Origin of the sequence: Sphingobium aromaticiconvertens (assembly GCF_037154075.1) — a bacterium.
Classification (GTDB): domain Bacteria; phylum Pseudomonadota; class Alphaproteobacteria; order Sphingomonadales; family Sphingomonadaceae; genus Sphingobium; species Sphingobium aromaticiconvertens.
In genome coordinates this window covers 4,128,207-4,148,493 of sequence record NZ_JBANRJ010000001.1, presented here as the reverse complement: position 1 = coordinate 4,148,493, position 20,287 = coordinate 4,128,207, and the positions used below count along the sequence as shown (strand labels likewise).

General features: G+C 62.7%; 22 protein-coding genes. 9 read left to right on the top strand and 13 right to left on the bottom strand.

Annotated features, from left to right (window positions below):
- The first annotated feature begins 4 nt into the window (after positions 1–4).
- Both WFR25_RS20015 and WFR25_RS20010 read left to right on the top strand, forming a co-directional pair.
- Positions 5–1,348 (top strand): HlyD family type I secretion periplasmic adaptor subunit, encoded by a 1,344-nt coding sequence (locus tag WFR25_RS20015; protein WP_336973111.1) that lies wholly within the window; start codon positions 5–7, stop codon positions 1,346–1,348.
- A gap of 105 nt (positions 1,349–1,453) precedes the next feature.
- Positions 1,454–1,636 (top strand): CsbD family protein, encoded by a 183-nt coding sequence (locus tag WFR25_RS20010; RefSeq protein ID WP_336973109.1) that lies wholly within the window; start codon positions 1,454–1,456, stop codon positions 1,634–1,636.
- A 49-nt stretch (positions 1,637–1,685) separates the two neighbouring features.
- Here the strand turns inward: WFR25_RS20010 and WFR25_RS20005 are convergent, their stop codons facing one another.
- Positions 1,686–3,065, bottom strand: coding sequence for an alanine/glycine:cation symporter family protein (locus WFR25_RS20005; protein WP_336973107.1), 1,380 nt, complete (start codon positions 3,063–3,065; stop codon positions 1,686–1,688).
- A gap of 354 nt (positions 3,066–3,419) precedes the next feature.
- Here WFR25_RS20005 and glmM point away from each other — a divergent pair, with 354 nt between their 5' ends.
- From glmM to WFR25_RS19985, 4 genes are read left to right on the top strand one after another with little or no spacing between them, the layout of a single operon-like run.
- Positions 3,420–4,760, top strand: coding sequence for a phosphoglucosamine mutase (glmM, locus tag WFR25_RS20000; RefSeq protein WP_336973104.1), 1,341 nt, complete (start codon positions 3,420–3,422; stop codon positions 4,758–4,760).
- Positions 4,760–4,984, top strand: a complete 225-nt coding sequence (locus WFR25_RS19995) for a DUF1272 domain-containing protein (RefSeq protein WP_336973103.1) — start codon at positions 4,760–4,762, stop codon at positions 4,982–4,984. The genes glmM and WFR25_RS19995 overlap by 1 nt, the downstream gene beginning before the upstream one ends.
- On the top strand, positions 4,981–5,742 hold the full coding sequence (gene thiD / locus WFR25_RS19990; RefSeq protein ID WP_336973101.1) for a bifunctional hydroxymethylpyrimidine kinase/phosphomethylpyrimidine kinase: 762 nt from the start codon (positions 4,981–4,983) through the stop codon (positions 5,740–5,742). Before WFR25_RS19995 ends, thiD begins: the two co-directional genes overlap by 4 nt.
- Positions 5,735–6,334, top strand: coding sequence for a ribonuclease HII (locus tag WFR25_RS19985; RefSeq protein WP_336973099.1), 600 nt, complete (start codon positions 5,735–5,737; stop codon positions 6,332–6,334). The genes thiD and WFR25_RS19985 overlap by 8 nt, the downstream gene beginning before the upstream one ends.
- On the opposite strand, the gene WFR25_RS19980 is transcribed toward WFR25_RS19985, so the two are convergent.
- The 5 genes from WFR25_RS19980 to dapE form a co-directional block, all read right to left on the bottom strand.
- Positions 6,331–6,507, bottom strand: coding sequence for a hypothetical protein (locus WFR25_RS19980; RefSeq protein ID WP_336973097.1), 177 nt, complete (start codon positions 6,505–6,507; stop codon positions 6,331–6,333). The genes WFR25_RS19985 and WFR25_RS19980 overlap by 4 nt on opposite strands.
- Before the next feature lie 98 nt (positions 6,508–6,605).
- Positions 6,606–7,691, bottom strand: a complete 1,086-nt coding sequence (locus WFR25_RS19975) for a class I SAM-dependent methyltransferase (RefSeq protein WP_419723174.1) — start codon at positions 7,689–7,691, stop codon at positions 6,606–6,608.
- The gene (lgt, locus tag WFR25_RS19970; RefSeq protein WP_336973095.1) at positions 7,681–8,550 is read right to left on the bottom strand and encodes a prolipoprotein diacylglyceryl transferase; all 870 of its coding nucleotides are present in this window, start codon (positions 8,548–8,550) and stop codon (positions 7,681–7,683) included. Before lgt ends, WFR25_RS19975 begins: the two co-directional genes overlap by 11 nt.
- Before the next feature lie 75 nt (positions 8,551–8,625).
- Complete coding sequence (locus WFR25_RS19965) at positions 8,626–9,144, bottom strand: sterol desaturase family protein (protein ID WP_336973093.1); 519 nt, start codon at positions 9,142–9,144, stop codon at positions 8,626–8,628.
- A 31-nt stretch (positions 9,145–9,175) separates the two neighbouring features.
- Positions 9,176–10,321 (bottom strand): succinyl-diaminopimelate desuccinylase, encoded by a 1,146-nt coding sequence (gene dapE, locus WFR25_RS19960; RefSeq protein WP_336973090.1) that lies wholly within the window; start codon positions 10,319–10,321, stop codon positions 9,176–9,178.
- Between the two features lie 50 nt (positions 10,322–10,371).
- Between dapE and WFR25_RS19955 the strand changes: the two genes are divergently transcribed.
- Both WFR25_RS19955 and WFR25_RS19950 read left to right on the top strand, forming a co-directional pair.
- Positions 10,372–10,815, top strand: a complete 444-nt coding sequence (locus WFR25_RS19955; RefSeq protein WP_336973088.1) for a cupin domain-containing protein — start codon at positions 10,372–10,374, stop codon at positions 10,813–10,815.
- Positions 10,816–10,845: 30 nt separating this feature from the next.
- Positions 10,846–11,889: a S66 peptidase family protein gene (locus WFR25_RS19950; protein ID WP_336973087.1), complete on the top strand. Its 1,044-nt coding sequence runs from the start codon at positions 10,846–10,848 to the stop codon at positions 11,887–11,889.
- Between the two features lie 7 nt (positions 11,890–11,896).
- Here WFR25_RS19950 and WFR25_RS19945 read toward each other — a convergent pair whose 3' ends face one another.
- The 7 genes from WFR25_RS19945 to cyoA are packed head-to-tail and all read right to left on the bottom strand — an operon-like array spanning position 11,897 to position 18,691.
- Positions 11,897–12,439 (bottom strand): response regulator transcription factor, encoded by a 543-nt coding sequence (locus tag WFR25_RS19945; protein WP_336973085.1) that lies wholly within the window; start codon positions 12,437–12,439, stop codon positions 11,897–11,899.
- Positions 12,439–13,758 carry an ATP-binding protein gene (locus WFR25_RS19940; protein WP_336973082.1) on the bottom strand — a complete coding sequence of 440 codons (1,320 nt, stop codon included), beginning with the start codon at positions 13,756–13,758 and terminating at the stop codon, positions 12,439–12,441. Before WFR25_RS19940 ends, WFR25_RS19945 begins: the two co-directional genes overlap by 1 nt.
- Entirely contained in the window at positions 13,755–14,453 is a 699-nt protein-coding gene (locus tag WFR25_RS19935; protein ID WP_336974981.1) for an SURF1 family protein, read from the bottom strand. The genes WFR25_RS19940 and WFR25_RS19935 overlap by 4 nt, the downstream gene beginning before the upstream one ends.
- A gap of 8 nt (positions 14,454–14,461) precedes the next feature.
- The gene (cyoD, locus tag WFR25_RS19930; protein WP_336973080.1) at positions 14,462–14,845 is read right to left on the bottom strand and encodes a cytochrome o ubiquinol oxidase subunit IV; all 384 of its coding nucleotides are present in this window, start codon (positions 14,843–14,845) and stop codon (positions 14,462–14,464) included.
- Positions 14,842–15,483, bottom strand: coding sequence for a cytochrome o ubiquinol oxidase subunit III (gene cyoC, locus WFR25_RS19925; RefSeq protein WP_336973079.1), 642 nt, complete (start codon positions 15,481–15,483; stop codon positions 14,842–14,844). Before cyoC ends, cyoD begins: the two co-directional genes overlap by 4 nt.
- Positions 15,484–15,488: 5 nt before the next feature.
- Complete coding sequence (cyoB, locus tag WFR25_RS19920) at positions 15,489–17,507, bottom strand: cytochrome o ubiquinol oxidase subunit I (protein ID WP_336973077.1); 2,019 nt, start codon at positions 17,505–17,507, stop codon at positions 15,489–15,491.
- 56 nt (positions 17,508–17,563) lie between these two features.
- Positions 17,564–18,691, bottom strand: coding sequence for a ubiquinol oxidase subunit II (gene cyoA, locus WFR25_RS19915; protein WP_336973075.1), 1,128 nt, complete (start codon positions 18,689–18,691; stop codon positions 17,564–17,566).
- A 211-nt stretch (positions 18,692–18,902) separates the two neighbouring features.
- On the opposite strand from cyoA, the gene WFR25_RS19910 reads away from it, so the two are divergent.
- The gene (locus WFR25_RS19910) at positions 18,903–20,264 is read left to right on the top strand and encodes an MFS transporter (protein WP_419723173.1); all 1,362 of its coding nucleotides are present in this window, start codon (positions 18,903–18,905) and stop codon (positions 20,262–20,264) included.
- Positions 20,265–20,287 lie beyond the last annotated feature (23 nt).

Sequence of the window (20,287 nt, the reverse complement as noted above, 5' to 3'; positions counted from 1 at the left end):
ACAGATGATGGCATCCGCTGGAGCGATCCGTGTCGGGCGGCGGGCGGGCGACACCTGGAGCGACCCTGAGATCCGGCTGCGCCAGGGACGGCGCTGGACGTTTATTCTTTTGGGCACCGCGTTGTTCGGTCTTGGCGGGGCCAGCGCGCTTGTGCCGGTCGGGGGAGCGGTCATCGGTTCAGGGCAGGTCGGCGCCGAATCCCGGATAAAGCGGATCGCCCATCCATTGGGCGGCACGGTGGCCGAGATATTGGTCAGCGACGGCCAGCGGGTTGAAAAGGGACAGCCGCTGTTGCGGCTCGATGATCGTGTCAGTGGGGCCGATGCCGCATTTTCAACGCTGACGCTGGACCAGATGCTGGCGCAGAAGGCCCGGTTGGAGGCGGAACGCACGAGCGCAGCGGCTTGGTCGTTCCCGGCGGAGCTGGCTGCCCGCAAGGATGAATCGGCTATGCGAGCGAAGACCGATGAACAGCGGATATTCCATCTGCGCCAACAGGAGGTTGCAAGCCTTGCCGCGCAATCGCGCGCCAGAATTGGTCAATATGCAGAACAGATCGCTGGCTATCGTGCCCAGATTGCCGCCCTGCGGCAGCAAAGCCGCCTGATAGCGCCGGAAATGAAGGGGATTCGCGATCTGTACGAGAAGAAGCTCGTTACCCTTGGCCGTCTCAATCAGCTTGAGCGGACGGCGGTCGATTTAGACGGCAATGTCGCAATGCTTCAGGCCCAGATTGCCCAGACCGAAGCGCGCATCAGCGAAACGCGTGAACAGTTGATCCAGCTTGGCCAGACCCGGCGAACGGAAGCAGCCGCACAACTGGCGCAATTGAACGAAGCCCTCAACCAGCAGCGCATCCGCTCGGTCAGCGCCAGCGATGCGCATGACCGAAGCGTTTTGCGGGCGCCTTATGCAGGCGTCGTGGAAAAACTGGCGGCGACGACGATTGGTGGTGTCATCCGGCCTGCGGAAACGATCATGGAGATCGTGCCCGATCGGGATAGCCTGCTGGTGGAAGGCAGCGTCAGTCCGGACGATATCGATCAGGTGCGTGTCGGCCAGCCGGTTCGCATCCGTTTCTCCACCCTCAGTCGCACGGTTACGCCGGAAGTGACGGGTGTGATTACCTATGTCGCCAGCGAGCGTGTTACAGACGCAAACGGTTTGCACGCCTATTTCCCTGTCAGGGTTTCGCTTTCGTCGAAAAACGCCACAGAGGCGGAGCAACCCGCTTTGAAACGCGGAATGCCGGCCGAGATTTTTATCGAAACGGGCGACAGGACGCTGCTATCCTTTCTGACACGGCCGCTAAGGGACCAGTTCGCCAGAGCGTTTCGCGCAGACTAAACCCTGGCTGTGATCAGCATGTGCATTGTTACGTTATCGAACCTTTGGAAACTCTTTTGATCTGCCCTTCGTTGATAAGGCAATTCCAAGCGAAGGAGACAATGGATGGGTGAATTCACCGACAAGGTTAAGGCTGCAGGTAACAAGGCCGCTGGCGCCACCAAGGAAGCGGTCGGCAATGCCACCGATAATGAGCGTTTGGTAGCCGAAGGGAAGGCGCAGAAGGCCAAGGGCACGGGCCAGGACATCAAGGGTTCGGTCAAAGGCGCACTAGGCGACAAGATTTAACCTTTGCGTTGTAAAGGCAACGAAGGACTATGAAACAGAAGCCCTGCCCTTAACCGGCGGGGTTTTTGCTGCCTTCCAGATAGGCCTTGAGATCCCGCCGCAACTCCCCCGCGCACAGGTACAGCGCGATCACGTTGGGGATAGCCATCAGGAAGAAGCTGGAATCCACGATGCCGACCACCCGGCCCAGGTCGATCGCCGCTGCCGGGGGCAGGGCGATGATATAGAGGATCTTGTAACTCCATTGCGCGCGTGGTCCGTTCCCGAACAGATAGCCCCATGCCTGAAGCCCGTAAAACCCCCAGGCCACCAGCGTTGAATAGGCAAAGAGAAAGACGACGACCGCCAGCAGCCAGGGGAACCAGGGCGAAACCTGTGCAAAAGCGGCCGAGGTGATCGCGATCCCTTCCAGCCCATCATCCCATGTCCCCGCAACCACCAGCGCCAGCCCGCCCAGCGCACACACGATCATCGTGCCCAGCAGCGGTTCCAGCAGTGCAACCAGCCCTTCGGATACGGGATGGTCCACCCGCGCCAGACTGTGCGCCATCACCGCCGATCCCACGCCCGCCTCGCTCGCGAAGACTGCCCGCCGCATTCCCGCGACGAAAGCGCCCACCGCGCCGCCGGTCGCCGCCGTGCCATTCCATGCCCCATCCCAGATTTGCGCAACCGCGCCCGGAATGGCGCCAAGGTTCAGGGCCAATATGGCCAGCACGCCGAACAGATAGACCGCGACTTTCAGCGGGGTCAGCCGTTTCGACACTTCGCCCAGCCATGCCGCGCCGCCCAGCGTCACCAACGCCACGGCGGCGGCCAGGAAAACGCCATAGGCCCAGCCGTTGGTGAGGCCCGTCACGACCTTCACCTGGGCATAGCTCTGGTTGACCTGCACCATCGGGATGGCTCCGAACAACGCGAAAAAGGCGTAGGCGCCGCCCAGCATCATGCCTATCCGGGGCCAGCCCCGCGCTGCGCCGACTGCCTTCAGCACATACATCGGTCCGCCATGGACGTGGCCCTGTGCGTCGAACACACGATATTTCAGGCCCAGCGTGACCTCCGCCATCTTTACGGTCATCGCGAACCAGCCGATGATGAACATCCACAATATCGCGCCGGGACCGCCCATGGTCAGCGCCACCGCGACGCCCGCGATGTTACCAAGACCGATCGTGCCGGACAGCGCGGTGGTCAGTGCGCCCCATTGGCTGACATCGCCCTGCGCCTCGCCTTCTCGCGGCTGGCGTTGCAGGATGCGAAAGGCGCGGCCCACATGGCGAATATTGGGGAAACCCAGCCACAGCGTGAAGAACAGCATCGGCAGCGCCAGATAGAGTACGATCAGTTCGATCTGCGCGCCGAACAACGGCACCTTGAAGAATATAGCGCCAGAAAGCGCATCTACCGCCGCGTTGAAACCGTTCATTGTCGAAGGGATGGCGGCTGTCGGCTGGAATGTCGATCAAAGATTGCTATGGGTGGGTTAGGGTGCAGACCCATTAGCTACGAGGATCGAGACATTGTTTTCCGGGATGCTGGGGCAGGAGAAGCGCGAAGAACGGGGGTCTTCCCCCGTTCGAGCGTTTCGACGTACCCCAGCGCCCGGAAAACAATGCCCTGCGGGTGGGACGAAAAAGGGCCGTGGCGCGGTCGATCGCTTGCCAGATAGCCCCGCTATCTGGCGGCGCGCTCTCCCTCCCACGGCCCTTTTTCGTCTCCATCTCGACCTCGTAGCTAATGGGTCTGCACCCTGGACATTTCGATCGAGTGGCGGGACAGTATGAGCAGGCAATATTTCGGCACCGACGGGATTCGCGGGCGCACCAATAAATGGCCGATGACGGCGGCGCTGGCAATGAAGGTGGGCATGGCTGCCGGCACCCATTTCCAGCGCGGCACCCACCGGCACCGCGTGGTGATTGGCAAGGATACGCGCCTGTCGGGCTATATGGTCGAAAATGCGCTGGTCGCGGGCTTTACCGCCGTGGGCATGGACGTGGTGCAGTTCGGCCCGATTCCGACGCCTGCTGTCGCGCTGCTCGCCCATTCGATGCGTGCGGATCTGGGCGTCATGATCTCCGCCAGCCACAATCCCTATTTCGACAATGGCATCAAGCTGTTCGGCCCGGACGGTTACAAGCTGTCGGATGAGGATGAACTGAAGATCGAGGCGCTGCTGGATCAGGACATTTCCTTGGCGGAGTCCAAGGATATCGGCCGCGCTCGCCGCGTGGAGGATGCGCGTGGCCGCTATATCCATGCGGTAAAATCCAGCTTCCCGGCGGACCTGCGGTTGGATGGCCTGAAGATCGTGGTCGATTGCGCGAATGGGGCGGCCTATCAGGTTGCCCCCTCCGCCTTGTGGGAACTGGGGGCGGAAGTCGTCGCAGTCGGCGTCACGCCCAACGGCACCAATATCAACGACGCCTGTGGCTCCACCGCGCCGCTTCTGTGTCAGGAAACGGTCGTGTCGTCAGGCGCCGACATCGGCATCGCGCTTGACGGCGACGCGGATCGGCTGATCGTCGTGGATGAAAAGGGCAAGATCGTTGATGGCGACCAGATCATGGCCCTGATCGCGGCCAACTGGGCGCGGGAAGGCGTGTTGCGCGGTGGGGGGCTGGTCGCGACGGTCATGTCCAACCTGGGCCTGGAACGCTTTCTTGCCGGGCAGGGCATCGCGCTGGAACGCACCAGCGTCGGTGATCGCTATGTGCTGGAACGGATGCGCAGTGGTGGGTTCAATGTCGGGGGCGAACAGTCGGGGCACATGATCCTGTCCGACTATGCGACCACCGGGGATGGCACCATCGCCGCGCTTCAGGTGTTGGCCGCGCTGGTGCGATCGGGCAGGTCGGCCAGCGAATTGCTGCACCAGTTCGATCCCGTGCCCCAGTTGCTCAAGAATGTCCGCTTTTCCGGTGGCAAGCCGCTGGAGCATGAAGAGGTGAAGCGCGTGATCGCGCAGGCGCAGGCGGAACTGGAGGGAGCCGGACGTCTGGTCATCCGCCCGTCTGGCACTGAACCGGTCATCCGCGTGATGGCCGAGGGGGACAGCGAAGACCAGGTCAGGGATGTGGTCGAACGCATCTGCGCTGCCGTCGCGAAAGTGACGGCCTGATGCTCGAAATGCGTGCCGATTGCGAACGCTGCGGCGTGGATACGCCCGCCGATGAGCCGGGCGCGTTCATCTGTTCGTTCGAATGCACCTTTTGCGCCCCATGCACCGATGCGCTGGACGATCGCTGCCCCAATTGCGGCGGCGAACTGATGGACCGGCCGACCCGCATGGGCGATGCGCTGGCCCGCAACCCGGCCTCGACCGAGCGCCGGTTTCGCGCATGACCATGGCGCGCATCCTCATCATTGCCGGGTCAGACAGCGGTGGCGGCGCTGGCATACAGGCGGACATAAAGGCCGTAACGATGCTGGGCGGCCACGCCATGACCGCGATTGCAGCAGTTACCGCCCAGAACACGTTGGGCGTGCAGGGCGTTCACCCCATCCCCACCGCTATGGTGCTGGCGCAAATGAACAGCGTTATCAGCGACATCGGCGTGGACGCGGTGAAGATCGGCATGATCGGTAGCGCGGAAACGGTCCACGCCGTGGCGGAGCGACTGGCCATGCTGAACGGGGTGCCGATCGTGTTCGATCCGGTCATGGTCGCCACCAGCGGGTCGGCGCTGGCCGACGATGCCACGATCGCGGCCTTCGAAAAACTCATGGCCATCGCAACACTGGTCACGCCCAATATCCCTGAACTGGATGCGCTGGGCGGGGACGGGATCGCAGTGGCCTTCGACACGCATGTGCTGGCGAAGGGCGGGCATGGCGACGGCCCGATGCTGACCGATCGCCTCATTGGCCCGGACCGTATCATAAAGTCGTGGGCCAATGCCCGAATAGACACCCCGCATACGCATGGAACGGGATGCACCCTTGCCAGCGCGATCGCCACCGGATTGGCGCAGGGCATGGCCTTGACCGATGCTGTGGAACGCGCCCGCAAATATGTTCGCGCTGCGCTTGAACTGGCGCCGGGGCTGGGCGGCGGGCATGGGCCTATGGGCGTACCGCATGGGTTCCTCGCTCATGCCTGACTTCGCGCATGAACGCCTGCATCACCCCAGTCTGGTCGCTGGCGTCGATGAAGCGGGCAGGGGGCCGCTGGCGGGGCCAGTAGTCGCCGCCGCCGTCATTCTGCGGGCGGAGGATTGTCCGCAGGGGCTGGACGACAGCAAGAAGCTGTCAGCCCCGCGCCGCGCCGTGCTGGAGGTGGAGATCAAGGCACGAGCGCTGTGCTGGGGCGTGGGTATCGCCAGCGTCGAGGAGATCGACACGATCAACATATTGTGGGCGACCATGCTGGCCATGACCCGCGCGGTTGAGGCGCTATCCCATGAGTGCGCGCATGTGCTGGTGGACGGGAATCGCTGTCCACAATGGCGCTGGGCATCGACTGCGATCGTGGAGGGCGATGCCAAGTGTCTGTCGATCGCCGCGGCCTCGATCATCGCGAAAGAAACGCGCGACCGGATGATGATCGCCGCCGCTGTCGAGCATCCACATTATGGCTGGGAATCGAACAAGGGCTATGGCAGCGCAAAGCATCTGGCGGCGCTGCGGACCCACGGCCCGACGACGCTCCACCGCCGCAGCTTCGCGCCGGTGGCGCAGTTGCTGCTGCTTTAGGCGTTTGCGGTCCGCATGGCCGCCGTCCGCGCCGCATTGGCCGAAACGCGGGCGTTCAGTCGTTCGATGATCGTGCTGATCGGCTCAGGCTGAAAATTGGATGCGGGCGTCGTCAGCATCTGCCGGTTGATCGTCTGGCCGATGTGAAAAACCGCTTCCTGAACGTTGCTCATGCTCATGATCCCATGTCTCGTTGGGGTCACTTTGCATGGCAGATGGTTAACAAAAAGTTTGGGATTCTCCTCGATGCGATGAACCGCGCGGGAGGTTTTTAGAATCCCGCCGGTTCGGCCCAGTCGGGATGGACGATCGCCATCGCCTTGAACAAGGTTCCCATCTGTTCCGCCTGGGTCAGCCGCGCCCGCGCACTCTCTATCTCCTCCGCCCGCTCCGGCGAAGTCTGCGCCAGTTGCGCGGCGCGAACGTCGATGCCCAGTGCCTGAAGAAACGGACCTTGCCCAACCGGCCCCAGCACTTTGAGGTCGGCCTGTCGCGCCATATTGCCCAAAACAGTGAAATCGACATGCGCGGTCAGGTCGCTTTCGCCCGGCTCCATGAAGGGATCGGCGAAACGGTGGCCGCGCACCGCTTGCAGCGTGTCGCCGATTGCGGGGCCTTCATAGCCATAGTCGATGATGATCGCGCAGCCGCCCTGTTTCGCGATCCGCTTGGCCAGCATGAAGGCGATGGCAGCCCCCGCAGGCGGCGTTTCCAATACCGCGCCCTGCGGCGCATCTGCGGCCATGTCGGGAATTCCCGCTTCCACCTGCCGATAGCCCGGCATCGGCAGAAAACGGATCGTACCGTCGGCCTCGTCCGTCTGGGCGATTATCACCCGTTCGCGCCATTCCTGTCCGGTGCGGACCAGTTGGCGGATCGGCAGTGCGTCGAAAAATTCGTTGGCGATAACCAGCAGCGGCCCTTCTTCGGGCAGGCTGTCGATCGTGTCATGGTGGGTGACGTGGGGCAGTAGCGCCTTTTGCCGTCCGCGCAGGGACGGACTCGTCTCCACGAAATGAACGCGGGGGGCGAGCGCCGCCCCCTCCATCGCGCGCAGCGCATCGACCGCCAGCGTGCCGCGCCCCGGCCCCAGTTCGACATAGAGCGGGGCAGGGCGTCGGCCCGACCGCATCCACATATCGGCAAGACACAGGCCCACCAATTCGCCGAACATCTGGCTGATCTCGGGTGCGGTAGTGAAATCGCCATCCTGCCCCAGCGGGTCGCGAGTGCCGTAATATTGGCCGTTCGCTTCAGCCATATAATGGGCGATGGAAATCGGGCCACCCGATTCGATCTGCCGCTTCAGCCGCTCCGGCAGCGGCAATGCGTCGCCCGACCCGGCTTTAGCTGACACTGGCGCTCCCCGCGACCGGTTCCACCCGGACGCGGCGCCCCTTGGCCGTTGCGATCAAATAGAGGCCGCCCAATATCATCGGGACGCACAGCCACTGGCCCATATGCAGGCCGGTGCGTGCGGCGAACTCCATCAACTGGGCATCGGCTTCGCGGAAATATTCGACGAAGAACCGGAAAGAGCCATAGCCCAGCAGGAAAATGCCGACGAGCTTGCCCGGTTGATAGCGGGCGTTGGTCTTCCAGAAGGCAAAGGCGAGGATCAGGAACAACAGAACGCCCTCCAGCGCGGCTTCGTAAAGCTGACTGGGATGACGGGCGAAGGCGCCGCCGGTAGGGAAGACCATCGCCCATGGCACATCGCTTTCCTTGCCCCACAATTCGCCATTCACGAAATTGGCGAGGCGGCCGAAGAACAGGCCGAAGGGCACGCAGCAGGCGACATAATCATGCACTCGCAACCAGGACAGTCCCTCCTTGCGCGCCAGATAAAGGACGCCCAGCGACACGCCGATGACGCCGCCATGGAAGGACATGCCGCCATTCCACAGCTTGAAGATATCGAGCGGATTCTGGAGGATGTCCGGCTGGTAGAACAGCACATAGGCCAGCCGCCCGCCGATGATGATGCCGAGCGTGGCGTAAAAGATCATGTCGTCGGCATGGCGCCGCGCCATCGGTGATCCGGGTTGAGCGATCAGCTTCAGCAGATACCAATAGCCCACCATGATGCCGGCCAGATAGGCCAGACTGTACCATTTTAGCGTGAAGAAACCCAAATCCAGCGCGACCGGGCTGAGGCCGAGGTCATTGAACTGGATGTGGCTGGTCGCAGCGGCTGCGGCGAGGGTCAGGATCAAGTGGACGTCCCCATAGAATGTTTGCGCTTTCCATAGGGGAAGAATGGGGGCTTACCAAGGACGAACAGAGGCAGTTCAGGCATCGGCCTTCTGATCGGCGGCGGCGGACCGGCGCAGCACGGCCTCATCCTGCCGCGCCAATTGCGCTTTCAGCACGTCTGGCCGGGGGGCGACCAGAAAGCCGAAGCTGACCGTGCCATGCTTGCTTGTCACAGCATGATGCAGCCGGTGCGCCTGGACGATCCGCTTCATATAGGTGGAGCGCGGCACATAGCGGTGCCCGACCCGACGATGGACGATGATGTCGTGGAAGCCCAGATAGATGGCGCCATAGGTAGCAATGCCCGCGCCCACCACCGTTGCCCAATCGCCCCAGCCCAGTTGCACGCCGCCCAGCAGCAGCAGGATCGAGGGCATGGCGAAGATTACGAAATAAAGGTCGTTCCATTCCCAGTTGCCGGTGCGGGGGCGGTGATGGCTGGCGTGGAGAAACCAGCCCGGCCCATGCATGACCCAGCGGTGCATCGCATAGGCAAAGCCCTCCATGCCCGCGACGGTGGCAAGGAAAAGGAGGATGAGGGCGGTCAGGGACATGGCGCTAATTTAGGGTATAGACCCGTTCGTGTCAGCCGCCTTTCAACGCCCGCTCGACGATTATGCCATAGATGGTGGTAAGTTGATGCAGGTCGGCGATCGCCACCGCTTCGTCCAGCTTGTGCATCGTCGCATTGGTCAGGCCGAACTCGACCACGGGGCAGAGCTTTGCGAGGAAGCGGGCATCGGAGGTGCCGCCGGTGGTGGAGAGGTCGGGCGTGACGCCGGTCGCCTCCTGGATCGCGGTGGAGATCAGGGTAGAGAAGGCGCCGGGTTCGGTCAGGAAGGGTTCGCCACTGATTTTCGCCGTCACCGTGCCGCCATCTTGCGCGGCGATGGCGCTGATCCGCTCGATCAGCGATGCGCCGCTATGCCGGTCGTTGAAGCGGATCGAGATGCGCGCCGTGGCGGCGGCGGGAATGACATTGTGGGCGGGGTTGCCGACCTCCAGATCGGTGACTTCGATGTTGCTCGGCTGGAACCAGTCAGTGCCTTCGTCCAGCACCTCCGCGTCGATGGCGGAGAGGATGCGGATGAGGCGCGGGATTGGGTTGTCGGCAAGGTGGGGATAGGCGACATGGCCTTGCGCGCCTTCCACCCTGATCCACATATTGACTGAACCACGCCGCCCGATCTTCACCATGTCGCCCAGCCGCTGGACCGAGGTCGGCTCACCGACGAGGCACAGGTCGGGCCACAATTCGCGCGCCTTCATCTGCTCCATCAGTGCCAGCGTGCCGTGGACGGCCGGGCCTTCCTCGTCGCCGGTGATGATCAGGCTGATCGTGCCGGGGAGGTCGTTGGGCAGGTTGGCCAACGCGGCGACGAAGCAGGCGATCGACCCCTTCATATCCACCGCGCCGCGCCCATAGAGCAGGTCGCCACGGACTTCGGGCATGAATGGCTCACTGGTCCAGCCGCCACCGGGCGGCACCACGTCCAGATGCCCGGCAAAGGCGAAATGCGGCCCCGGCCCTGTGGTGCGATGCGCCAGCAGGTTTTCGACGGGACCGTCGGGCGCTTCGCCTGAAATGAAGCGATCGACGGTGAAGCCCAACGGCTTCAGCATGGCTTCCAGCACCGCGAAAACCTCGCCCCGCGCGGGGGTGACGGAGGGGCAGGCCATCAGGCGTGTGGCAAGGGCCACCGGGTCGGCATTGGTGCTGGTCAGAGTCATGGGTGTGCGTTAGCGAATGCGATGTTCCTTGACCAGCAGGAGGAGGCCTCATGCCGAAACTCGATCTGGATGCGATCCCGCAGACGAACGCCACCGGCTATCCGGGCGATCTTGCCGCTGCTGTTGCAGGGCGATGGGTTCGGCGGGTCGGGAAAGCCGTGGGCCTTACCGATTTCGGCGCCAGCCATGTCGTGCTGAAGCCCGGTGCGTCCTCATCCCAGCGGCATTGGCATGAGGATGAGGACGAACTGGTCGTCATGCTGGTGGGGGAGGCCGTGCTGATCGAAGAGGACGGCCGGGTGAAGATGCGGGCTGGAGATATGGCCGCTTTTCCTAAGGGCGATCCCAACGGGCACCAGTTGGTCAATGAAAGCGATGGTGATTGCGTGTTCCTGGCGATCGGTCGGCCCTCGGCCAGCGATTGCCATTATTCCGATGTCGACCTGCATTTGTCCGGTGGGAGCTATCGACGCAAGGACGGTAGCGCCTATTGACGGGCTGAAAGCGATGGGCAGGATGGCGCGATGCTGAACCGACGCCATATGTTCCAATCGTTGGCCGCTGCCAGCGCCGCCTTCGCGCTGACCTTGCCTTTGGGCGTGCAGGCCGCACTGTCCGCTCGCCGCAAGCCGCCACGCCTGCATCCGGGCGATACGGTAGGGCTGGTCGAACCGGCGGGATTTACCGACGACAGTTTTGATCTGGCGCTGGTCGAGGAAACGATCCGGGCGATGGGGCTGGTGCCCAAGGCGGCGGCGCATCTGGCGGATCGGCATGGCTATCTGGCGGGGACGGATGCCGACCGCGCTGCGGATCTCAACGCCATGTACGCCGACCCTGATGTAAAGGCTGTGTTCGCGGTACGCGGCGGATGGGGTTGCGCGCGGATATTGCCCTATCTCGACTGGAAAACGATTCGCGCCAATCCCAAGCTGCTGATCGGGTTCAGCGATATTACCGCGCTCCATCTGGCCTTTGCCGCGCGGGCAGGGTTCACGACCATCCATGGTCCCAATGCAGCGAGTAGCTGGGGCAAGTTTTCCTGGGAAGGGTTTCGCGCGCTGACTTTTGATGCTGCGACCCCGCTCTACAGCAATCCGGTGGGGATGGAGGATCGGCTGGTGCCGCGGATTGGGCGGGTTCGGACTTTCCATCCGGGCAAGGCGCGGGGGAAGCTGCTGGGCGGCAATCTGAGCGTGCTGTGCGCGCTGATGGGTACGGCCTATCTGCCTGATTTCGACGGCGCGATCCTGTTCATCGAGGATGTGAGTGAGGCGGAATATCGGATCGACCGGATGCTGACCCAGTTGGCGCTGGCAGGCGTGCTGGGCAAGGTGGCGGGCGTGGTGTTTGGTCAGTGCACGGGGTGTAGCAGTCCGGGGCCATCCTATGGCGGCTTCACCCTGTCGCAGGTTCTGGAGCAGCATCTGGCGCCGCTGGGCGTGCCCGCTTATCAGGGCGCGATGTTCGGCCATGTCGCCAATCAGTTCAGCCTGCCGGTCGGTACCCTTGCGGAAATCGACGCTACGGCGGGCACAATCCGCATATTGGAGGCGGCGGTCAGCTAAGCCACTCTTAGCTAACCTGGCGCTTGCCCAGTTTCCGTGCGAGCGTCCTGCGGTGCATGCCCAATCTGCGCGCGGTTTCGGAGATGTTGAAGTCGGTTTCCGCCAGCATCTCGTGGATGCGTTCCCATTCCAGTGTTTTGATGGATGTCGTCCGATCGGCGAGCGGCGCGGTGGCGTCGCCTCTGGCCTTGGCGAAGGCCGCCTCGATATCGTCGGTGTTGGACGGCTTGGCGAGATAGTGGGACGCGCCTAGCTTGATCGCCTCCACCGCAGTCGCAATGCTGGCAAAGCCGGTGAGGACGACGATCTGCATGGCCGGGTCGTGGGCGTGGAGCATTTCGACGCAGGCGAGGCCCGATGTCGTCCCCAGCTTCAGGTCGACCACCGCAAAGCCGGGACGATGCGTCTCCAGCAACGCGTTCAACGCCGGCTGGCTGTCGGCGAGCAGGACGGTATAGCCGCGCCGCTCGAACGAGCGTTTGAGGGTGCGGGCAAAGGCTTCGTCATCCTCGACGATGACCAGCAGGCGATCTTGGGCTGGCTGGTTCATCAGTTGCGCTCCTCATAGGCGAGCGTTGCGAGCGGCAGGCGCAGCAGGATCAGCGCGCCGCCGTCAGGCGCATTGCTGGCCGATACATCGCCGCCCAGCTTGCGTACCACGTTGACGACCAGGAATAGGCCCAATCCCCGGCCCTGATTGCCCTTGGTCGAGCGATAGGGCTTGCCGAACTCGGCCAGCATCGTGTCGGAGAAGCCATGGCCATCGTCGCGCACGGCGATGTTGAGCATGACATTGTCGCATCCGACGATCAGATCGACATGATTTGCCCCAGCCTCCACCGCATTGTCGAGCAGGTTGGTGACCGCCTGCCGGATGACCGGGTCGGCGACGATGCGCGGATAGTCGTGCGGGCCGAACTGGCATTGCAGCGGCGTGCCGGGGTGGATGGCTCGCCACGCCTCGGCAATGCTGTCAATAAAGTGGTGGACGCTGGTCACTTCGGGGGCTTCGCCGCGTGCTTCGCCGGAAGACAGCAAAATGCCGGTGACGATGGCCTTGCAGCGACCAACCTCCGCCTGCATTTCCTTCACCTCGGCGGACAGGTCGGCATCGGCGGCGATATGCGGCATATGCTGCCAGTCGTTGAGGATGACTGCGAGCGAGGCGAGCGGCGTGCCCAATTCATGCGCAGCCCCTGACGCGAGCAGGCCCATGCGGACGATATGTTCTTCCTCCGCCGCCTGTTGCCGCAGGTCAGCCAGATAGGCTTCGCGTGCGCGCAGGTTACGATTGATGCGGGCGATGAACAGCACCAGCAGGGTGGCGATCATTGTGAAGCAGACCCAGGTGCCCGCAATATGCAGGTCGAACAATCGGCCCGCCAGCTTGGGCGGCAGGATGAGGGGGTGATAGGCCTTCGATAGCAAGGCGGCGCAGGCGGCAGAGATGGCGACGATGCCCCAGGCGCTGCGCCGGTCGAGCAGGATCGCGCCCAGCACGACCTGAAGCAGATAGAGCGAGACGAAGGGGTTGGTTGCCCCGCCGCTGAGATAGAGTTGCACCGTAAGGCAGAAAACGTCGAACAGGAGCGCCACGAACAGTTCGGCATGGGCGATGTCGGTGCGCCTGCGCAGCACTGCCATGCTGGCAAGGTTGACCAGCGTAGCAACGACCGGGGCGACCAGCATGGGAATGAGCGGCAGGGCGATGCCCATCGCAAAATGCACGATCAATATGGTCGCGACCTGTCCCCCGGCGGCGATCCAGCGCAGTTGCATGAGAAGCAGCATGTTGCGGCGACCCGCAGCGTTGGCGGGCCATTCGCGCATCAGCCAGCGCCGCGCCGTCCGGGCGGTGGTGCCGATCATGGGCGGGGCTGTTTCTGCACGCGCATCACGAAGATGTAGGCTCCGGCGACCATTGCCGCCAGCGTAAACCAGGTGATGGCATAGACCAGATGATTGTTGGGGAAGCGGATGACGGTCAGGCTACCCACGGGCAGGGCGTCGGGACCGCCCGATTGCCCGGCATCCACGAACCAGGGTGCGACGGGAGCAGGCAGGGCGCGGGCGATGGCGGTGACGTCGCGTGAATACCAGCGGTTGGCGGCGGCGTCGTTGCTCCGCAGGAAGCCGCCGCCCGGCTCGGTCATGCGGAGCAGGCCGGTTATGCGGACAACCCCCTCGGGCTTGGCATAGACGGCGGCGCGAGCGGGTATGAAGCCGCGATTGATGAGGACGGTTCCGCCATCCGTTGCGAGCGGGGTCATCACCCAGAAGCCACTGCCGCGTACCGTTGCTGCCTGAACCAGCGTCGCGCGGTCGTTGAGGAAATGACCGGACAGGGTGACGCGGCGATATTCGTCGCGGCTCCGGTCGGCACTGGACCAGTCCGTGGGAAAGGGGGCGGGCGGGGCGTGGACGCGGGCTTCGATGCGGGCGATCAGGTCGCGCTTCCATGCCAGGCGTTGCACTTGCCAGACGCCCAGTGCCACCAGTCCCGCGACCAGCAACAGGGCGACAAGCGCGAGAACCGGGAAGCGTTTTTTTTGGCTCCCCGGCATGGAAGTGTTCACGGCATCTGGCTCATGTCATGCGCGCTGACAGGCATCATATTATGGTTCATATGATACATGACCCACATGGAGCCGGACAGGGTGATGACCACCAGCACGATGGTGAAGATCAGCGCCATCATCGACCATCCTCCTTCTGCCCGCGTGTTCATGTGCAGGAAGAAGACCATGTGGACCAATATCTGGACCACGGCAAAGCCCATGATGATGATGCCGGTGGCCTGCGCATTGCCCAGCACGCCGCTCATCACCAGCCAGAAGGGAATGGCCGTCAGCAGTACCGACAGGCCGAAACCGATCATGTAGCTGCCCATCGTACCGTGGGCGCCGGCATCGTGATGGTCGTCATGACCGGTATGGGGGTGGGCGGGTTCGCTCATCGCAGCATTCCCATCAGATAGACAAAGGTGAAGACGCCGATCCAGATGACGTCGAGGAAGTGCCAGAACATCGACAGGCACATCAGGCGGCGTTTGTTGGCGGGGATCAGGCCCTTTTGTCCGACCTGTATCATCAGGACGACCAGCCAGATGATGCCGAAGGTGACGTGCAGGCCATGGGTGCCGACCAGCGTGAAGAAGGACGAGAGGAAGGCGGATCGCTGCGGCGTCGCGCCTTCATGGATCAGGTGCGCGAATTCGTAGAGTTCGATGCCAAGGAAGGCGAGGCCGAACAGACCGGTGACGGCCAGCCAGCCCTGCGTCGATCCGATCCTGCCCTTTTCCATCGCCAGCATGGCAAAGCCGTAGGTGATGGAGGAAAAGAGCAGCATGCCGGTATTCACCGCCACCAGCGGCAGGTCGAACAGGTCGCGCGGACCCGGCCCAGCCGCATAGTTGCCGCCCAGCACCGCATAGGTGGCGAACAGGCAGGCGAAGATGAGGCAGTCGCTCATCAGGTAAATCCAGAAGCCCAGCGAGGTGCTGGAGCCTTCGGGATGATGCGGCTCATGTTCCAGATGGAAGAGCGGATTGCCGTCCTGGTCGAGGAAAGCCTTGTTGGGAACGATAGTTGCCATGCCGCTTACCCCTGCGCCGCGAGGCTATGGGTGCGCTCGCCCTCGGTGCGCGTCACGACATCGGCGGGGATGTGGAAATCGCGCTTATAGTTGAAAGTGTGGCCGATCGCCACGGCGAGGATGCCGACGAAGCTCAGACCCGCGAGCCACCACATGTACCAGATCATGCCGACCGAGAAGGCGATGGACAGACCCGCCAATATGATCCCAGCGCCGGTATTGCTGGGCATGTGAATAGCCTCATAGCCGTCCGTCGGGCGCTGGTAACCGCGCTTCTTCATGTCTGCCCAGGCGTCATTGTCATGGATGACGGGCGTGAAGGCGAAGTTATAGTCTGGCGGGGGCGAGGATGTCGCCCATTCCAGCGTGCGGCCGTCCCACGGATCGCCGGTCACGTCCTTCAGCGTTTCGCGGTTCTTGATGCTGACCGCGAACTGGATGAGCATGCAGGCAATGCCCGCAGCGATCATGACCGCGCCAAAGGCCGCGATCTGGAACCAGATCTGAAGGCTTGAGTCGTCGAACACGCGCATCCGGCGGGTAACGCCCATCAGGCCCAATATATAGAGCGGCATGAAGGCCATCCAGAAACCCACGACCCACAGCCAGAAGCTGCGCTTGCCCCAGACGGTGTCCAGCTTGAACCCGAAGGCTTTGGGCCACCAATAGTTGATCGCCGCGAACAGGCCGAACAGGACACCGCCGATGATGACATTGTGGAAATGCGCGATCAGGAACAGCGAGTTGTGTAGCACGAAATCGGCGGGGGGGACGGCCAGCAACACGCCGGTCATGCCGCCGACGACGAAGGTCAGCATGAAGGCGATGGTCCACATCATCGGCAGCTCGAACCGGATGCGACCGCGATACATGGTGAACAGCCAGTTGAAAATCTTCGCGCCCGTCGGGATGGAAATAACCATCGTCGTGATGCCGAAGAAACTGTTGACGCTGGCCCCCGACCCCATGGTGAAGAAGTGATGTAGCCAGACGAGATAGGACAGGATCGTGATGACCACCGTCGCATAGACCATCGAGCTATAGCCAAAGAGCCGCTTGCCCGAGAAGGTCGAGGTGACTTCGGAAAAGACGCCAAACAGCGGCAGGATGAGGATGTAAACCTCCGGGTGGCCCCATATCCAGATGAGGTTGACGTACATCATCGGATTGCCGCCAAAATCATTGGTGAAGAAGGCGGTACCGACATAGCGGTCGAGGCTCATCAGGGCGAGAACGGCAGTCAGCACCGGGAAAGCGGCGACGATCAGCACGTTGGCGCACAGCGAAGTCCAGGTGAAGACCGGCATCTTCATCATCGACATGCCCGGCGCGCGCATCTTGACTATGGTCGCCACCAGATTGACGCCCGATAAGAGCGTGCCGATGCCCGCGACCTGAAGGCCCCAGATATAATAATCCATGCCGACGCCGGGACTATAGGCGATGCCCGAGAGCGGCGGATAGGCAAGCCAGCCCGTCCGCGCGAACTCACCCACGAACAGCGACATCATGACGATCACCGCACCCGCAGTGGTCATCCAGAAGCTGAAATTGTTGAGGAAGGGGAAGGACACATCGCGTGCGCCGATCTGGAGCGGGACGATATAGTTCATGATTCCCGTGATCATCGGCATCGCCACGAAGAAGATCATGATGACGCCATGGGCGGTGAAAATCTGGTCGTAATGATGGGCGTTGAGATAGCCCTCAGACCCGTTGAAGGCCATCGCCTGCTGAAGCCGCATCATGATCGCGTCGGCAAAGCCGCGCAGGAACATGATAAGGCCCAGGATCATGTACATGATGCCGATGCGCTTGTGATCGACGGTGGTGAACCATTCTGTCCACAGATAGCCCCAGAGGCGGAACTTCGTGATCAGCGCGACGACGGCGATGCCGCCAATCATCACCATCATGAAGGTGCCGAGCAGGATCGGTTCGTGAAGGGGGATCGCGCTCCAGTCGAGGCGGCCGAAGATCAGCTTCCAGAAGCCGCTATTTTCGGATGCGGGATGGGGGGACATGGGCTGGCTGCCTCTAGGCGAAAGTGAAGGGGGAAAGAGCGGGGCGGGGCATGGTCCTACATCCCATCATGACCGGAATGACCTTCATGGTCCTTCTGGTCGGGGGCTTGCTTGCCCTGGACGGCAGGCGTGCGTGTCGCGGCGGGAGTCAGGCCCGCGGGCTGGGCGATTTCACCCTTCTTGCCCGGCTCGACCGGATGGAAGCCGCCCACATCGATCGTGCCATCATGGCGTAGCCCTTCGGTGTCATGCGCCGATTCCTTGCCCGCGCCGCCATGGGCGTCGACCATCATCACTTCGTCCATGCAGCGCTTGCCCGGCTGGACGCACATGTTGAGCGCGGCGTGGAACAGCTTGGGCTGGACCTGTCCGAAATAGAGGGGCTTGACCTTTTCGCTGGGCTGTTCGAGCCGGACATAGGCTGCGCTATCAAGGGCCGTCTTGTTGGCCTTCACCTTCGCGATCCACTGGTCGAAACCGGCCTGATCGAGCGCATGGAAGCGAAAGCGCATGCCAGAGAAGCCGGCGCCCGAATAATTGGCGGAAAAGCCCTCATAATTGCCGGGCCGGTTGGCGACGGCATGCAGCACGGTCTGCATTCCCGGCATCGCATAGATCTGGCCAGCCAAAGCAGGCACGTAGAAGCTGTTCATCATCGTCGAGGAGGTCAGCTTGAACTGGATCGGCCGATCGACCGGCGCGGCCAGTTCGTTGACCGTCGCAATGCCCAATTCGGGGTAGATGAACAGCCATTTCCAGTCCATCGCCACCACTTCGACCTGCAAGGGGCGCGTGTTGGGCGTTACCTTGCGCTGCGCGTCGATCCGTTCGAGTGGGCGATAGGGGTCGAGCAAATGCGTGCTGGTCCAGGTGATCGCGCCCAGCCAGATGATGATAAGCAGCGGCGCGGACCAGATCAGCAGTTCAAGGCTGGTCGAATGATCCCAGTCGGGATCATAGTCGTCCCGTTTCGCATTGGCCCGGTAGCGCCAGGCAAAAAACACTATCAGCGCCATCACCGGCAGGATGATGAGCAGCATCAATAGGGTTGAGACGAGAATCAGATCGCGCTGCTGCACCGCAACATCGCCTGCCGGGTTCATTACGATCCAGTTGCAGGCCGACAACGGCAGCAGCGCCAGTGGCGCGAAAAGGCGATACGGCAAGGAACGACGGTCTGTCATGGCGTCCGCTTTAGGCCGCGGTCAACGCGATCGACATTGGACCTTTTGTCCTATCCCGCGTCGCAGCAAAAAGGGGCATTGGGGGCATAAGGACAATCGGGAGTCGTCGGTCGCAATGAAAAGGGCGCCCGGATCGTTCCCATTCGTGCCGCGTTTGAGCCATAAGGCTCATCGGGGCGGCGAGGCCACCAGATAAGGAGCAATAGGCCCGATGACATCCGCGACCAGCACGCCGACCGGCGGGACCGGGTCTGCTCGCCCCACCTCGACGCAGATGGAGCAGGACGCGCGCGGCGTCACCGCGCGCGACAAACGGGTCGTGCCCGGTGAGATCGCGATTGGCGTGATCATTGGCCGGACATCGGAGTTTTTCGATTTCTTCGTCTATGCGATCGCCTCTGTCATCGTCTTCCCACGCCTGATCTTTCCCTATGTCGATCCAGTGACGGGAACGCTCTATTCCTTTGCCATCTTCGCGCTCGCCTTTCTGACCCGGCCGATCGGTTCGCTGATCTTCATGGCGGTCGACCGGCGCTATGGCCGGGGGGTGAAGCTCACCATCGCCTTGTTCCTGCTGGGTGGATCGACTGCGGCCATCGCCTTCCTGCCCGGCTATGAGACGCTTGGTCATGCCGCCGCCGTGCTGCTGGCGCTGTTCCGTTGTGGACAGGGCGTGGCGCTGGGCGGCACCTGGGACGGTCTTGCCTCGCTGCTTTCGCTCAATGCCCCGCAGAGCAAGCGCGGCTGGTATGCGATGATGCCGCAACTCGGCGCGCCGCTGGCGCTGCTGGTGGCCAGCGCTTTGTTCGCCTATTTCCTGTCCACGCTGTCGACTGCCGATTTCTTCGATTGGGGCTGGCGCTATCCCTTCTTCGTGGCGTTCGCGATCAACGTCGTGGCGCTGTTCGCGCGACTGCGGATCGTCGTGACGCATGAGTTTGAGCGTCTGTTCGAATCGCGCGAACTGCAACCCTCGCTCGTATTGCCGACCGTGAAGAGCGAAGGGCGCAATATCGTGCTGGGCGCCTTTGCCCCGTTGGCGAGCTTTGCCCTGTTCCACATGGTTACGGTGTTTCCGCTGTCCTGGATCGCCCTGTTCACCGAGCAGCCGCTGGAGCGTTTCCTGGTGATCGAGATGATCGGGGCCACCGTCGGCGTGCTGGCGATCATTGTGTCGGGCTTTGTCGCCGACATGATCGGCCGTCGTTCGTTGCTGGCCTATTCAGCGGTGGGAATCGCGCTTTTCAGCGTCGCTGCGCCTTTGCTGCTCAACGGCGGCGACCTGGGTGAGGTCGCGTTCATGGTGCTGGGCTTCATGTTGCTGGGGTTGTCGTTCGGCCAGTCGTCGGGCGTGGTCGCCTCCAACTTCTCCAGCGCGACACGCTATACCGGTTCTGCGCTGACGTCGGATCTGGCCTGGCTGTTCGGCGCGGGATTCGCGCCGCTTGTGGCGCTGGTCCTGTCGATCCGGTTCGGGCTGGCGGCATCCGGCGCCTATCTGCTGTCCGGCGCGGTCTGCACGATGGTGGCCCTGTTTATCAATAAGGAGCTGGCCGGTAGACGGGACGCCTGACCGGGGCGCCCCGCAACGATGGG

Coding starts and splice junctions, on each gene's coding strand:
- WFR25_RS20015 (WP_336973111.1), top strand. CDS start 5: ATGATGGCATCCGCTGGAGCGATCCGTGTCGGGCGGCGGGCGGGCGAC.
- WFR25_RS20010 (WP_336973109.1), top strand. CDS start 1,454: ATGGGTGAATTCACCGACAAGGTTAAGGCTGCAGGTAACAAGGCCGCT.
- WFR25_RS20005 (WP_336973107.1), bottom strand. CDS start 3,065: ATGAACGGTTTCAACGCGGCGGTAGATGCGCTTTCTGGCGCTATATTC.
- glmM (WP_336973104.1), top strand. CDS start 3,420: ATGAGCAGGCAATATTTCGGCACCGACGGGATTCGCGGGCGCACCAAT.
- WFR25_RS19995 (WP_336973103.1), top strand. CDS start 4,760: ATGCTCGAAATGCGTGCCGATTGCGAACGCTGCGGCGTGGATACGCCC.
- thiD (WP_336973101.1), top strand. CDS start 4,981: ATGACCATGGCGCGCATCCTCATCATTGCCGGGTCAGACAGCGGTGGC.
- WFR25_RS19985 (WP_336973099.1), top strand. CDS start 5,735: ATGCCTGACTTCGCGCATGAACGCCTGCATCACCCCAGTCTGGTCGCT.
- WFR25_RS19980 (WP_336973097.1), bottom strand. CDS start 6,507: ATGAGCAACGTTCAGGAAGCGGTTTTTCACATCGGCCAGACGATCAAC.
- WFR25_RS19965 (WP_336973093.1), bottom strand. CDS start 9,144: ATGTCCCTGACCGCCCTCATCCTCCTTTTCCTTGCCACCGTCGCGGGC.
- dapE (WP_336973090.1), bottom strand. CDS start 10,321: ATGACTCTGACCAGCACCAATGCCGACCCGGTGGCCCTTGCCACACGC.
- WFR25_RS19955 (WP_336973088.1), top strand. CDS start 10,372: ATGCCGAAACTCGATCTGGATGCGATCCCGCAGACGAACGCCACCGGC.
- WFR25_RS19950 (WP_336973087.1), top strand. CDS start 10,846: ATGCTGAACCGACGCCATATGTTCCAATCGTTGGCCGCTGCCAGCGCC.
- WFR25_RS19945 (WP_336973085.1), bottom strand. CDS start 12,439: ATGAACCAGCCAGCCCAAGATCGCCTGCTGGTCATCGTCGAGGATGAC.
- WFR25_RS19940 (WP_336973082.1), bottom strand. CDS start 13,758: ATGATCGGCACCACCGCCCGGACGGCGCGGCGCTGGCTGATGCGCGAA.
- WFR25_RS19935 (WP_336974981.1), bottom strand. CDS start 14,453: ATGCCGGGGAGCCAAAAAAAACGCTTCCCGGTTCTCGCGCTTGTCGCC.
- cyoD (WP_336973080.1), bottom strand. CDS start 14,845: ATGAGCGAACCCGCCCACCCCCATACCGGTCATGACGACCATCACGAT.
- cyoC (WP_336973079.1), bottom strand. CDS start 15,483: ATGGCAACTATCGTTCCCAACAAGGCTTTCCTCGACCAGGACGGCAAT.
- cyoB (WP_336973077.1), bottom strand. CDS start 17,507: ATGTCCCCCCATCCCGCATCCGAAAATAGCGGCTTCTGGAAGCTGATC.
- cyoA (WP_336973075.1), bottom strand. CDS start 18,691: ATGACAGACCGTCGTTCCTTGCCGTATCGCCTTTTCGCGCCACTGGCG.
- WFR25_RS19910 (WP_419723173.1), top strand. CDS start 18,903: ATGACATCCGCGACCAGCACGCCGACCGGCGGGACCGGGTCTGCTCGC.